This window comes from Nocardia cyriacigeorgica (assembly GCF_029868385.1).
In the GTDB taxonomy this organism is placed as follows: domain Bacteria; phylum Actinomycetota; class Actinomycetes; order Mycobacteriales; family Mycobacteriaceae; genus Nocardia; species Nocardia cyriacigeorgica_F.
This window is the reverse complement of record NZ_JARWNX010000026.1, coordinates 55,636-68,781: the sequence shown is the minus strand read 5'-3', so window position 1 is coordinate 68,781 and position 13,146 is coordinate 55,636. Positions and strand designations below refer to the sequence as shown.

14 protein-coding genes are annotated in these 13,146 nt (G+C 69.1%); 6 read left to right on the top strand and 8 right to left on the bottom strand.

The genetic code is table 11. From position 1 onward, the window contains the following. Positions 1 to 118: 118 nt before the first annotated feature. The 7 genes from QH168_RS04935 to QH168_RS04905 form a co-directional block, all read right to left on the bottom strand. The gene (locus tag QH168_RS04935; protein ID WP_280233213.1) at positions 119 to 682 is read right to left on the bottom strand and encodes a DNA-3-methyladenine glycosylase I; all 564 of its coding nucleotides are present in this window, start codon (positions 680 to 682) and stop codon (positions 119 to 121) included. Beyond that, on the bottom strand, positions 679 to 1,035 hold the full coding sequence (locus QH168_RS04930) for a DivIVA domain-containing protein (RefSeq protein ID WP_280233212.1): 357 nt from the start codon (positions 1,033 to 1,035) through the stop codon (positions 679 to 681). The genes QH168_RS04935 and QH168_RS04930 overlap by 4 nt, the downstream gene beginning before the upstream one ends. A gap of 165 nt (positions 1,036 to 1,200) precedes the next feature. Then, a complete protein-coding gene (locus QH168_RS04925) occupies positions 1,201 to 2,337 on the bottom strand; it encodes an Mrp/NBP35 family ATP-binding protein (RefSeq protein WP_280233211.1) in 1,137 nt (378 codons plus the stop codon). Positions 2,338 to 2,356: 19 nt separating this feature from the next. Next, entirely contained in the window at positions 2,357 to 3,226 is an 870-nt protein-coding gene (locus QH168_RS04920; protein WP_280233210.1) for a lytic transglycosylase domain-containing protein, read from the bottom strand. 165 nt (positions 3,227 to 3,391) lie between these two features. Then, positions 3,392 to 4,735, bottom strand: a complete 1,344-nt coding sequence (locus QH168_RS04915; protein WP_280233209.1) for a lytic transglycosylase domain-containing protein — start codon at positions 4,733 to 4,735, stop codon at positions 3,392 to 3,394. 119 nt (positions 4,736 to 4,854) lie between these two features. Further along, positions 4,855 to 5,466: a DUF1003 domain-containing protein gene (locus QH168_RS04910; protein WP_280233208.1), complete on the bottom strand. Its 612-nt coding sequence runs from the start codon at positions 5,464 to 5,466 to the stop codon at positions 4,855 to 4,857. Beyond that, positions 5,459 to 6,745 carry a magnesium transporter MgtE N-terminal domain-containing protein gene (locus QH168_RS04905; RefSeq protein WP_280233207.1) on the bottom strand — a complete coding sequence of 429 codons (1,287 nt, stop codon included), beginning with the start codon at positions 6,743 to 6,745 and terminating at the stop codon, positions 5,459 to 5,461. The genes QH168_RS04910 and QH168_RS04905 overlap by 8 nt, the downstream gene beginning before the upstream one ends. A gap of 53 nt (positions 6,746 to 6,798) precedes the next feature. Here QH168_RS04905 and QH168_RS04900 point away from each other — a divergent pair, with 53 nt between their 5' ends. The 3 genes from QH168_RS04900 to QH168_RS04890 are packed head-to-tail and all read left to right on the top strand — an operon-like array spanning position 6,799 to position 8,879. Continuing rightward, positions 6,799 to 7,746 carry an HpcH/HpaI aldolase/citrate lyase family protein gene (locus QH168_RS04900; protein WP_280233206.1) on the top strand — a complete coding sequence of 316 codons (948 nt, stop codon included), beginning with the start codon at positions 6,799 to 6,801 and terminating at the stop codon, positions 7,744 to 7,746. A gap of 51 nt (positions 7,747 to 7,797) precedes the next feature. Further along, on the top strand, positions 7,798 to 8,289 hold the full coding sequence (locus QH168_RS04895) for a general stress protein (protein ID WP_163824127.1): 492 nt from the start codon (positions 7,798 to 7,800) through the stop codon (positions 8,287 to 8,289). A 5-nt stretch (positions 8,290 to 8,294) separates the two neighbouring features. Then, positions 8,295 to 8,879 (top strand): suppressor of fused domain protein, encoded by a 585-nt coding sequence (locus tag QH168_RS04890; RefSeq protein WP_280233205.1) that lies wholly within the window; start codon positions 8,295 to 8,297, stop codon positions 8,877 to 8,879. Between the two features lie 9 nt (positions 8,880 to 8,888). On the opposite strand, the gene corA is transcribed toward QH168_RS04890, so the two are convergent. Next, on the bottom strand, positions 8,889 to 9,965 hold the full coding sequence (corA, locus tag QH168_RS04885) for a magnesium/cobalt transporter CorA (RefSeq protein WP_432421034.1): 1,077 nt from the start codon (positions 9,963 to 9,965) through the stop codon (positions 8,889 to 8,891). Positions 9,966 to 10,100: 135 nt separating this feature from the next. On the opposite strand from corA, the gene QH168_RS04880 reads away from it, so the two are divergent. The 3 genes from QH168_RS04880 to QH168_RS04870 are packed head-to-tail and all read left to right on the top strand — an operon-like array spanning position 10,101 to position 12,871. After that, a complete protein-coding gene (locus QH168_RS04880; protein ID WP_280233204.1) occupies positions 10,101 to 10,955 on the top strand; it encodes a PHP domain-containing protein in 855 nt (284 codons plus the stop codon). After that, positions 10,952 to 11,218, top strand: coding sequence for a hypothetical protein (locus QH168_RS04875; protein WP_280233203.1), 267 nt, complete (start codon positions 10,952 to 10,954; stop codon positions 11,216 to 11,218). The genes QH168_RS04880 and QH168_RS04875 overlap by 4 nt, the downstream gene beginning before the upstream one ends. A gap of 51 nt (positions 11,219 to 11,269) precedes the next feature. Next, positions 11,270 to 12,871: an FAD-binding protein gene (locus QH168_RS04870; RefSeq protein ID WP_280233202.1), complete on the top strand. Its 1,602-nt coding sequence runs from the start codon at positions 11,270 to 11,272 to the stop codon at positions 12,869 to 12,871. Positions 12,872 to 13,146 lie beyond the last annotated feature (275 nt).

Here is a 13,146-nt window from a genome sequence, read left to right as displayed (position 1 = left end):
CATGTGGCGAGCTGCACTCGGTCCATTCTTCCTTATCGCTGGAGCGGACGGATACCTGAGTTCGAAAATGTGACCGCTCGGTAGGTGCGCCCCGGTCTTCACCGCGGCCGTGCGCGGTCTAGGGTGCGCCGTCGTCGACCCAGCAATCGGCCAGATGATCATCGACCAGACCGGTCGCCTGCATCAGCGCGTACGCGGTGGTCGGTCCGACGAACTTGAATCCGCGCCGCTTCAATTCCTTTGCCAGAGCGATGGATTCGGGTGTGGTGGCGGGGACGTCGGCGAGGGTGCGCGGGCGCGGGCGCGGCGGTGGGGCGAACGACCAGATCAGCTCGTCGAGGCTGGTGTCGAGTGCGCGGGCCACCTTCGCGTTGGCGATGGCCGCGTCGATCTTGGCGCGGTTGCGGACGATGCCGGTGTCGGCGAGCAGGCGTTCGCGGTCGGTGTCGTCGAACCGGGCCACGTCCTCGATGACGAACCCGGCGAAGGCCGCGCGGAACGCCGGTCGTTTGCGCAGGATCGTGATCCAGGCCAGACCGGATTGGAACGCCTCGAGGCACAGCCGCTCGAACATGGCGTCGTCGCCGTGCAGCGGGCGGCCCCATTCGGTGTCGTGATAGTCGCGGTAGAGCTGCGATTCCAGCGACCACGGGCAGCGGATCGGCTCGGTGGTGGTGCTCATCGCGGATCGGGGCCCGCCGAAGGTGGCACCGGGCCGGACGCGGCCGGTCGCGTGGCACCGGCGGCCGCCTCGGCGCGTGCCTGCGCCAGCTGGCCCTGGAGTTCATCGATACGCGCGGCGAGTCGGGCCAGTGCCCAGTCGACCTCACCGGCCTTGTAGCCGCGCACCACCTGCTGGAAACGCAGCGACCGCACATCGGCGCCGGAGATCCCGTCGACCGGGAGCACCGTGGCCGTGGTGCCCTCCGGCAGCGGCCCCAGCTCCTCCGCGCGCCCGAAGACCGCCCCCGCGAGCAAGAACAACACCGCGGCGACCAATCCGACGATCAGTACGTACAACAGCAGCGTGAGCATGCTCCTCCGCCTCTTCGCGTTCTTCGGCCGGACTCGGGCGCAGCGACATCCGCGTCGGCGGCCGGCGGTCGCTGAGTGGTCGGGTCGGCCCGTCCCCGACGAGTTACCCATGTCGGCGCCAAATCAGTCGTCACCGCCGGAATCGATGGACGCGCCGGAACCAGTTCACAAATGCCGGGTCGTGTCGATGCCGAGCGACATGCCCGCCAGACCACGGCGGCGCACCGCCAGTTTGTCGGCCACCGCGCTCAAGGCGACCGCGGCCGGATTCTCCGGATCGCGCAGCACGATGGGGGTGCCCTCGTCACCGGCTTCGCGCAGGGACTGCTCGATCGGGATCTGACCGAGCAGCGGCACGTCGGCGCCGACCGCGCGGGTGAGCCGATCGGCCACCGCTTGGCCGCCGCCGGAACCGTAGAGGTCCATGCGGGTGCCGTCGGGTAGATCGAGCCAGGACATGTTCTCCACCACACCCGCGATCCGCTGCCTGGTCTGCAAGGCGATGGCGCCGGCGCGTTCGGCGACCTCGGCGGCGGCGGGCTGCGGTGTGGTGACCACCAGGATCTCCGCGTTCGGGATCAGCTGGGCGATGGAGATGGCGACATCACCGGTGCCGGGCGGCAGATCGAGCAGCAGCACGTCCAGATCGCCCCAGAAGACGTCGGCGAGGAACTGCTGGAGCGCACGGTGCAGCATCGGTCCGCGCCACACCACCGGCGTATTGCCCTGGGTGAACTGGGCGATGGAGATCATCTTCACGTCATGCGCGATCGGCGGCATGATCATCCGCTCGACCTGGGTGGGGCGGGCGTCGGTGCCGAGCATGCGCGGGATGGAATGGCCGTAGATATCGGCGTCGAGCACACCGACCGACAGCCCGCGCGCGGCGAGGGCGGCGGCGAGATTGACCGTGACGCTGGACTTTCCGACCCCGCCCTTACCGGAGGCCACCGCGTACACCCGGGTCAGCGATCCGGGCTGGGCGAAGGGGATGACCGGTTCGGCGGAGTCGCCGCGCAGCTGCTTGCGCAGTTCGGTGCGCTGCTCATCGTTCATCACGTCCAGGTCGACGGTGATCGCGCCGACACCGGGCACATCGGCGACGGCCTTGGTGACCCGCTGGGTGATCTCGGTGCGCAGCGGGCAGCCCGCCGTCGTCAGATAGACCTCGATATGGACATCGCTGTCGGCGCCGATATCGACGCTTTTCACCATGCCCAGTTCGGTGATCGGTTTGCGAATTTCCGGGTCGTCGACCTTTGCGAGGGCGCCCCGCACGTCCGCTTCCGTTACCACTGGCATAGCGCCGATTTTAGGCGTCTCAGATACGGGGCAGCTGTGCGGGCTGTGGTGCGATCCCGGTGCCGTAGGAATTGGCCCACGCCATGACGTTGGCGACGTAGGCCATCGAGTTGTTGTAGCGCAGGATCGCGCGCGACTGCTGGGCCAGATCGCGCATGTCGAGACCGCCGTCGCAGAGGTATTTGCCCGCGGTCAGGGTGGCGTCGTAATAGTTCTGCGGGTCGGCGATGCCGTCGCCGTTGCCGTCGGCGGCGTAGTGGGTCCAGGTTTCGGGCAGGAACTGCATGGGGCCGACCGCGCGGTCGTAGCCGGACAGTCCGTCGAGTCCGCCGCCGTCGGAATCGTGGATGACATTGTTGCCCGCGAGGCTGCCGTCGAGCACCGGGCCGTAGACCGGGTCGAGGGCGTTGCCGTCGGCGTCGGCCTTGCCGTTGTAGATATGGGTCGATTCGACCCGGCCGATGCCCGCGAGCACCGTCCACGGCATATGGCAGGTGGGGTTCTCGACGGCCAGTGCCTCTTCGGCGGCGACGTAGGCGGCGTGCGCGATGCCGGGGATGCCCATCTGCGCGGCCGGAAGATCGGCGGGTACCCGATCCTGGGGCAGGGCAACGGTTTTCACCGTCGGCGGAACCGCGCGCGACTGTTTGGCCATCGCGTTGGTGAGGCTCTCGAGATCGACGACGGTCTGCGCCGACGCGGCGAAGCTGGTGTCGTGCTGCTCGCCCTCGTCGGCGGCCAGATGCATTTCGACCGTCGCCGCGGTGGGGTCGGTGCCGACCGCCGATGCGGTGTTGACGGCGACGAGTCCGGCGGGAACGAGCCCGGTCAAGGCGAGTACGGAGCTACGCCGAACGGTAGGCGGCGGTTGTTTGCGGTGACGCCCCACGGTGCTGTGACCCTCCATCGACTCAAGGAGTCGAGCTCGCGGCGGAGGCGCCGACTCTGTTACGAGTCGTTGTCTCTCTCGTGAGCCCTTCGTGACCTACGAACGAAGGCTACAGCATCCGAGACCTTTTTGTTACTGCTTCGTGATCTGGGTTTCCGTTTGAAATCACTGCGGGGGCGCGGGAAGTGGGACGACGATGCCGAACGGCAGCGTCACCGCGGGCTGCGGTGTCGGGGTCGCGGTGGGTTCCGGTGCGGGCGGTGGACCGGGCTCCGGAGTCTTCGATGGTTCGGCCGGTGGCTGTGCGTTCGGATCGGCCGGTGCGGGCTGGGCCGGGGCGCCGGGTGCCTGGTCCGCTTGCGGTGCGGGCTGACCGGGCTGCGCCGGATCGGCGGGCTGCCCCGGTTGCGCCGGATCGGCGGGCGCGCCGGGCTTCGGCATCGGCGCGGGCACCACCTGACCGGGCGCGGGTGGCGGTGGTGGCGGGCAGAAGATGCCGCACGGGATCGGCGGCAGGCCGGGGATGATGATCATCGGTTCGCCCGGAGTGGTGGTGGGCGGCGTGGTTTCGGTACCGGGCGGCGGGGTCTCGGTGGTGGTCGTGGCGGTGGTGGTGTCGACGGCGGTCATATCCGGGCCCATCTCGATCGGGGCACTGCCCGGCGGGATCAGATCGGGGGAGATGGTGACCGGGGCCGGAGTGCCGCCGGTGCGGTAGGCCGCCGACCAGCTCAGCACATTGGCCGCATACGACATGGAGTTGTTGTAGCGCAGCACCGCGCGCAGTTCCTGGGCTGGATCGCGCAGGTTCAACCCGCCCGAGCACAGGTATTTTCCGGCGGCGAGGGTGGCGTCGAAGACGTTGTGCGGGTCGGAGATTCCGTCGCCGTTGCCGTCGGCGCTGTAGAGGTTCCAGGTGCCGGGCAGGAATTGCATGGGACCGATGGCGCGGACATAGCCGCCATCGGTGGCTCGGATGATCTCGTTGCCCGGCAGGGTGCCGTCGAGTGCGGGGCCGAAGATCGGGGTCACCGAGGTGCCCGCGGCATCGGTACGGCCATTGCCCGCATGGCCCGATTCGATCCGGCCGATTCCGGCGAGCAGATTCCACGACACGCCGCAGCCGGGCATCGACGATTCCAGTGCCAGTTCGGCATTGCGGTAGGCGGCGAGAACGACCTCGGGGATACCGAGGGTGCCGCCGCCGATGGGTAGGGAGATGTTCTGTAGCGGGACCGCGCCGCCGAAGGGCGGTACGCCGTCGGCGGGCGGAGTCATCGCGCGCAGCTTGCGTGGCGGCTCGGGCGCCACGGGTAGCAGGCCGATCGTCTGGGACAGCTTGGCGCCCTTATCGTCGCCGACCGTGTCGGTACTGCGCGAGGACGCCGCGAGCAGGGCTTCCGGTGCTTCGGGCGGGGTGGTGGAGGTGGTGGTGTGGGTGGCGGATCCGGTAGCCACCAAACCGGCGACGACGAGTGCCGAGACGGTTATCGGGGCAGGTATTCGCATTCGGCCGCACCAATCCTCTACGTCGCGGGAAGCAACCGTCCCGGACATCCGGGCCCGGCTCGCTCTGGACAACGTGATCCAGGTTACCCATCGGTCAGAAGACTGTTGTGTATTTCCGGTCAATCATCGGAGACGGGTGGTGAAACCGGGGCTTGGCCCTGCTTTCTACCGGAGCTTTTCTTGCGTGTCGCCTTTCCGGCCTTGTCTGGGCGAGGCTCGTGCTCCGGCAGCGTGGCCTCGGCGAGCCGGTCGAGCACCTCGCGCATTTCCTCGAGCTCGCGGCGCACGTAGTCACGTGTCGCGACCTCGCCGACCGCGATGCGCAGCGCGGCCAACTCGCGAGCCAGGAATTCGGTATCGGCCTTGGTCTGCGCGGCCCGTATCCGGTCTTCCTCCAGCGATACGCGGTCGCGGTTGTCCTGCCGGTTCTGCGCTAGCAGGATCAGTGGGGCGGCGTAGGCGGCCTGGGTGGAGAAGGCCAAGTTCAGCAGGATGAACGGGTACGGATCCCAGCGCAGCGCGATGACGAAGACATTGAGCAGGATCCAGACGATGACGATCACGGTCTGGATGGCGAGGTAGCGACCGGTGCCGAGGAACCGCGCGACCCGCTCGCTGCTGCGGGCCAGTGCCTCGGCATCCCAATCGAACCGGAACCGGGAGCCGACCGGTGTCTCGAGCCGCTGCCTGGCCGTGCTTATCGCCCGCCCCGCCGGATTCTTGTCAGTCACGGCCGTGCACCCCTTCGTGTAACTCCTCGTCCTCGCGCCAGTCCTCCGGCAGCAGATGATCGAGGACGTCGTCGACGCTGACCGCGCCGAGCAGATGATTCTCCTCGTCCACCACCGGCCCGCAGACCAGGTTGTAGGTGGCGAAGTAGCGGGTGACGGTGGTCAGCGGCGCCTCCGGCCGCAGCGTCGACAGATCGGCGTCGAGCAGTCCGCCGACCAGGTGCGCTGGCGGTTCGCGCAGCAGCTGCTGCAAATGAACACAGCCGAGGTAGCGGCCGGTCGGGGTGGCCGTCGGCGGCCGGACCACGAACACCATCGACGCCAACGCCGGGGTGAGGTCGGGGTTGCGGACCCGGGCCAATGCTTCGGCCACCGTCGTCGCCGGGGTCAGCACCACCGGACGCGGGGTCATCAGGCCGCCCGCGGTGTCGGGGGAGTGTTCGAGCAGGCGGCGCACCGGTTCGGATTCCTCGGGGTCCATCAGCGCCAGCAGCGATTCGGCTTCGTTGGCGGGCAGTTCGCCCAGCAGATCGGCGGCGTCGTCGGGATCCATCGCCTCCAGCACATCGGCGGCCCGGCGGACCTCGAGATGGCCGAGCAGATCGACCTGATCGTCATCGGGCAGCTCCTGGACGACATCGGCGAGGCGTTCGTCGTCGAGCGCCACCGCGACCTCGATGCGCCGCTTCTCCGGCAGCTCGCGCAGCAGATGCGCGACATCGGCCGCGCGCAGGCCCTCGAACTGCTCCAGCAGCGTGGTGACCTCCTGGCCGGGCCTGCCGATCTCGTACGGCGTCAGCCCGCTGACGTGCACCCAATCCACCACGTGCACCGTGCGTCTGCGCCCGAGCCGCCGATGCCCGCGCACCGCGACCCGCGAGACCCGCCAATCCCGCGTCCTGGTCTGTTCCAACCCGAGATCGACCACGAACACGTCCACCCCGTCCAGATCGGGCAGATCGGGATCCTGCACCCGGACCGCCGAATCCACGATCTGCGCCAAGGCCAGCAGTTCGCCGGGCCGCTGAGCGAAGCGGCGCAGGCTGACGGTGCCGGTATTGAGCGTGACATTGCCCGGTTCGATCGAGGTCACCCGCAGCATCGGCACGAAGATCCGGCGCCGGGTCGGCAATTCGATGACAAGGCCGTGCACCCGGGGTTGCTGGCGGTCGTAACGGACTGCCACGACCACATCGCGGATGCGGCCGATAGACTCGCCGTCCGGTCCCAGCACCGCCAGGCCCGCAAGCCTGGCGACGTACACCCTGGTAGCTGCCATGAATGCCAGGTTAGAGCTTCGCGGGCCGAAGTTGGCCGACGACAGGAGTGTTGATGAAGCCGCGCCGTTCCGTGCTGGCCGTGCCGGGAAGCAACCCGAAGATGATCGAAAAAGCCAAGGGGTTGCCCGTCGACGAGGTGTTCCTCGATCTGGAGGACGCCGTCGCCCCGGCCGCCAAGGCCGCCGCCCGCGCCAACATCATTGCCGCGCTCAACGATTCCGGGTGGGGGTCGCAGCTGCGGGTGGTGCGGGTCAACGACTGGACCACACCGTGGACCTATCAGGATGTGATCAGCGTGGTCGACGGCGCCGGCACCGCGATCGACGCCATCCTGCTGCCCAAGGTCACCGACGCCGGTCAGGTACGCGCGCTGGATCTGCTGCTGAGTCAGCTGGAACAGACCAACGGCCTCGAGCCGGGCCGGATCGGGATCGAACCGCAGCTGGAGAACGCGCTCGGGCTGCGCAATATCGATGCGATCGCCACCGCGAGCCCGCGGGTGCAGGCCCTCGTCTTCGGTCCGGCCGATTTCATGGCGAGCATCAATATGCGCACCCTCGTGGTCGGTGAGCAGCCGGAGGGCTACGACACCGGCGACGCCTATCACCACATCCTGATGACGATCCTGCTCACCGCCCGCGCGCACGGATTGCAGGCCATCGACGGCCCGTATCTCCAGATCCGCGACGTCGACGGATTCCGCCGCGCCGCCGGTCGCACCGCGGCGCTCGGCTTCGACGGCAAATGGGTGCTGCATCCGGGGCAGATCGACGCCGCCAACGAGATCTTCAGTCCGCGGCAGGCCGATTACGACCGTGCCGAACTGATCCTGGAGGCCTATGCGTTCCATACCTCCAGCGCGGGCGGCGCACGCGGCGCGGCCATGCTCGGCGACGAGATGATCGATGAGGCCAGCGCGAAGATGGCGCAGGTCATCGCCGATAAGGGCCGGGCCGCCGGCATGTCGCGCACCACCCGTTTCACCCCACCGGAAAAGTGACGCGCGGTATATAGCACGGCGCGGGGCCGGATGGAATAGCAGAATGGACCTATGACGAATCCCTTGGGGAACGCGAATCGCGGCAGGCAGGGCCTGCCGACGCCGCCGTCGGGCTGGCCGGTCGGGTCGTATCCGACCTACGCCGAGGCGCAGCGCGCCGTCGACTATCTGGCCGACAATCAGTTCCCGGTACAGGACATGACGATCGTCGGCGTCGACCTCATGCAGGTCGAGCGGGTCCTCTACCGGTTGAACTGGGGCAAGGTGATCGGCGGCGGTGTGGTGTCGGGCGCATGGCTGGGCCTGTTCCTCGGCCTGCTGCTGAGCCTGTTCACCACCGGCGGCGCGCTCGGCCCGCTGCTGGTGGGCCTGGTCGGCGGCATCATCTTCGGCGTCATCTCCACCTCGATCCCGTACGCGGCGACGAAGGGGCAGCGCGATTTCGCGTCCACCATGCAGCTGGTCGCGGGCCGCTACGACGTGCTGTGCGATCCCAAGACGGCCGAGCAGGCCAGGGACATGCTGGCGCGGCTGGCGATCTGATACGCATGGATGTGGTGAACACGGTACGCGCGTGCGTACTCGGACATTTCGGAGTCGAGGCGTCCGCGGTGGACGCGGCCTCGGTGACTTTCCTCGGCCTGGAACCGATCGAGATCCTGCGCATCGTCCCCGGCGACGATCTGGTGCACTATGCGACGCTCGGCGGTTCCCGTCATCCGATGGGTGATCCGTCGGAGGTGCTGGCCGATCCGGTGCAGGGCCCGCGCGCGGAACTGGTGCTCAGCATGCACGCCGGTGTCGGCGCGGCGTCCGGGCTGGCCCGCGCCCTCGGCATACTCGCGGCCTCGCCCGCGGTGGAAGGTGTTGTGCTGCAAGCGGATGCGCTGCTCGATCTGGGCGAGCCGATGTGGCACAATGCGCCCTTCACCGCAGTGCTGCTCGGTCCGAGCGATATTCCCGATGTGGTCCTGCCCGAACCCGCCGAGCCGGTGCGGTATCTGGACGTCGTCCCGGTCACCGCGACCGAGGCGGCCTGGGTGCGGGTGCGTGGCGCGCAGGCGTTGCGGGATGCGTGGGCCGAGGCGGGCATCGACGTGCGCGATCCGCATCGTGGGGCCGCGACGCTGTAGCCCGCCCGGTCACAGCCAGTGGTTGCGGTGGAAGACCGCGTAGAGGCCGGTGCAGATGGTGAGGATGATGACCCAGACCACTGGATAGCCCCAGCTGGTCTTCAGTTCCGGCATATGTTCGAAGTTCATCCCGTAGATACCGGCGATCATGGTCGGCACCGCCGCGATGGCGACCCATGCGGAAATCTTGCGCATATCGGTGTTCTGCTGCACCGCGATCTTGGCCAACGCCGCATTGATCAACGCGCCGAGTGATTCGTCGAAATCGACGATGCGGTCGGCGACGGTGGTGTGGTGGTCGGCGACATCGCGGAAATAGCGCCGGACCTCCTTCGGCAGCGGCAGATTCGTGTTCTGGCTCAGCAATTGGAGCGGGAGCGCCAGCGGGGCGACCGCCCGCCGCAATTCCACCACCTCACGTTTGAGCTGATAGATGGATTCGACGGCGACCTTGCTGCGCGGGGTGAAGACCTCTTCTTCCATCTCGTCGATATCGTCTTCGATCGACTGCACCACATCGAGATAGTTGTCCACCACATAGTCGGCGATGGCGTGCAGCACCGCACCGGGGCCGTGCCGCAGCCGTTCCGGATCGGCCTCCAGCTCCCTGCGGACCGCGGCGAGCCCGGAATGTTCGCCGTGGCGCACCGCCACCACGAAATCGCGCCCGGTGAAGATCATCAGCTCGCCGGTCTCGACGATTTCGCTGACGGAATTCAGTTCGTGTTCGTGATAGGCGACCGGACGCATCACCAGCACCAGGGTGTCGTCGTAGCGCTCCAGCTTGGGGCGCTGGTGGGCGTGGACGGCGTCCTCGACGGCAAGCGCGTGCAGCCCGAAGGTCTGCGCGATATCGGTCATCTGCGCCTCATCGGGGTCGTGCAGGCCGATCCAGACGAAGCCCTCGCCCCTGGTCCGCACCTCCTGCAAGGCCGCCTGATGGGTGAAATGCCCCGGCAGCCGCGCCCCGTCGACATAGACCGCGCAGTCGACGATCGCCCGCGCGGTCGGCACGGGAATCCGCGGCAGCGGGGCCGGGGCCTTCGCCGGACCTCGGAAGTACGGCAGCGGGGGAATCGACGGCACCGGTCGATGCTACGTCCGCGCCGGACCGACAGCGGCGCGGTGGCGTTCCGGTCGGCGCCGGGTCTCTGTGGTCCTGGCGCGGCTGGTCCGGGCATGGGGACAGCCCGCCGATCGCACACTGACACACTGGAGGGCGTGCGCATCGACCTGCATACCCATTCGACCGCCTCCGACGGCACCGATACCCCGGCCGAGCTGGTGCGGAACGCGGCGGCGGCCGGACTGGACGTCGTCGCCATCACCGATCACGACACCACCGCGGGCTGGGCCGAGGCGGTGGCGGCGCGACCCGAGGGCCTGACCCTGATCCGCGGTATGGAGATGTCGTGCATCGGTCTCGGTGAGGACGGCTGGCCGGTGTCGGTGCATCTGCTCGCCTACCTGTTCGACCCGTCGGATCGCAGTTTCGCCGAGGAGCGTGAGCGGTTGCGGGCCGAACGCGTCGAGCGATTGCGGGCGATGGCCGAGCGGATGGCCGCCGACGGTCTGCCCGTCGATCCCGATGCGGTGCTCGCCTCGGCCGGGCCGTCGGCCGGACGGCCGCATCTGGCGCGAGCGCTGGTCGCGGCAGGGGTGGTGCCGACCGTCGACGCCGCCTTCGCCGATCTGCTGGCCCCGCACGGTCGCTACTACGCCGAGAAGGCCGACACGCCGCTGCGTCGGGCGGTGGAGATGATCGCCGCCGCGGGCGGGGTGAGCGTGCTCGCCCACACCAGGGCGCGCAAACGGGGCAGACTGCTGGCGATCGACGACATCAGGGAACTCGCCGAACTCGGGCTCGGTGGGCTCGAGGTCGACCACCCCGACCACGGCGCGGCCGACCGCGCGCTGCTGGAGGGCCTCGCCGCCGAACTCGGTCTGCTCACCACCGGCTCCTCGGACTATCACGGCAGCAACAAGACCATCCGGCTCGGTGAATTCACCACCGATCCCGCCCAACTCGAGGTGCTGGTCGGAAAGGCGACCGGGGTGCCGGTGATCGGCTCGTGAGACTCGCGCGCGGGCTCAGCGGCATGGTCGCCGCCGGAACGTTCGTCCTCGCCCTCGTGGTGGTGGCCGCGGCGATCATGGGCGCTCGGCGCGGTTTTCCCGGTCCGGGTGGCGAGTCGGTGAGCTGGCATGTGGTGTCGGCGGCGATCGTCGTTGTGGCCCAGGTGTATTCGGATCGGCATAAGGGTTTGGCAGCGTTTTCCGGATCGCTGATAGTTTTCCTCACGACCGGTGTCCTGCTGTGGACACAATGGTGGAGTTGATCCACCTGAATCGGTTGCGGGCCGGTGAACTGTGCACCAACATTTGACCTTGTGGCTGAATGGGAGACCGACGTTCTGGTTCTCGGCGGTGGTCCCGCCGGAATCTGGGCGGCAGTTTCCGCCGCCGCGGCGGGCGCACGGGTGATCCTCGCGGACAAGGCGCGCTGCGGCGCGGCCGGTCCGACCGCGGTGGGCCCCACTTCGCTGTGGAATGTCGCGCCAGGACCCGCACGGGTCGAGACCGTGCGCCGCGTGCTCGGTCACGGTGGCTGGCTCGGTGATCCGGAGACCACCCACCGGGTGCTCGCCGAGACCCACGATCGGATCGCGCAGCTCGCGGGCTGGGGCCACCGATTCACCGGCGGGCCGCATACGGCGCGCGTCTGGCTCGACGGCGCCGCGTATCTGCGCCGGATGCGGCGTACCGCGCTGGAAGCCGGTGTCCGCGTGCTCGACCACCATCCGGCAGCACGTCTGCTCGTCGACCGGGAAGGCATCGTATCCGGCGCCACGGGAGTGCGGCGGCGCAACGACTTCCGGCCCTGGACCGTGCGTGCCTCGGCGGTGGTGGTCGCCACCGGCGGATGCGCGTTCCTGTCCGGCCGGGCCGGAACCGATGTCGACACCGGCGACGGCCTGCTGTTCGCGGTCGAGGCGGGCGCGGAACTGTCCGGTATGGAGTTCTCCGGTGCCTACGGCCTCGCACCCGCCGCCTACGTGAGCCCGGTGGATCACGGACCGACCTTCGCCACGCTGCACGACGAGACCGGCGCCGCCCTTGACGGACACCGCGGCGCCGCCTTCGCCGCGCTCGCCGACGGCCGCAAGATCTACGGGATTCCCGCCGCGCTCCCGGCGCGGCACCCTCGTCTGCCGCGCCGTCACGGCCCCGCCGATCGCCACTCCGGGATCGCATTGCGTGCGGTGCTGGAGGGCACCGTGCGTGGCACCGGCGGCCTGCACCTCACCGGAGCCGAATGCGCGACCACCATCCCCGGACTGTTCGCGGCGGGCGATGTCACCAGCCGTGAGGCGGTCAGCGGTGCGGTGAGCGGTTTCGGCGGCTCCTGGGCCATCGCCTCGGGGACCTGGTCCGGGGCGAGCGCGTCGCGGTTCGCCCGTGCGCGCCCGATTCCCGATCGGCGCGCGCTCGCACCCGCCGGGTCGGCGCCCGGCGCCGGACTCGCACCTGTCGCGAGGATCGATCCGCGCGCGGTGATCGGCCTGGTGCAGGAACACACCCTGCCGCTGCGGCGCAGCTACTGGCGCAGCGCGGGCAGCCTGCGCCACAGCATCGCCGAACTCGACGATATGTGGCCGGGCGCGGTCTTCGACCTGGGTGGCGCGGGGGCGGAAGGATTGCGCGCCAGGGAGGCCGCGGCACTGCTCGCGGTCGCCCGGTGGACCGAATACAGTGCGCTGGCCCGGACCGAAAGCCGCGGCGTCCATCGCCGCACCGACCATCCCGAGGCGGACGCCCGGTGGCGGGTGCGGTTGCGCTCGGGTGGCCTCGACAGTGTCTGGGTGCGTAAGACCGCGCGGACCCCGATCGAACCGCAGGCGCCGGGCCCGATACGCCCCGCATCCGCTCGGCCGGGAGCACGTGACAGTGGTGGGCGGATGCCGGGGCTCGATCCGGCCGCCCCTGGTTGAGTCGGCCCGCGTTCCGAGCGCGGTGGTCGCGGCACATCTCACCATGCGTCCGGCTCCGCCATCGGACAGCTCACGGCCGCGTCCTCCTACGAGGCGAGTTTCCGCTTACGTCGGGGTAATTCCAGCGGCATACGCTCGAATGATGGTGCACGACCACGACCGGATCCACCGGTTTGGCATGTGGTCGGGCAGGCTGGCAGAATGTTGCGGACCCCCGACCTACGCCACCGCCGGGTACGGGAATCACGGTGATCACCGCCGCACGACGCACCGTC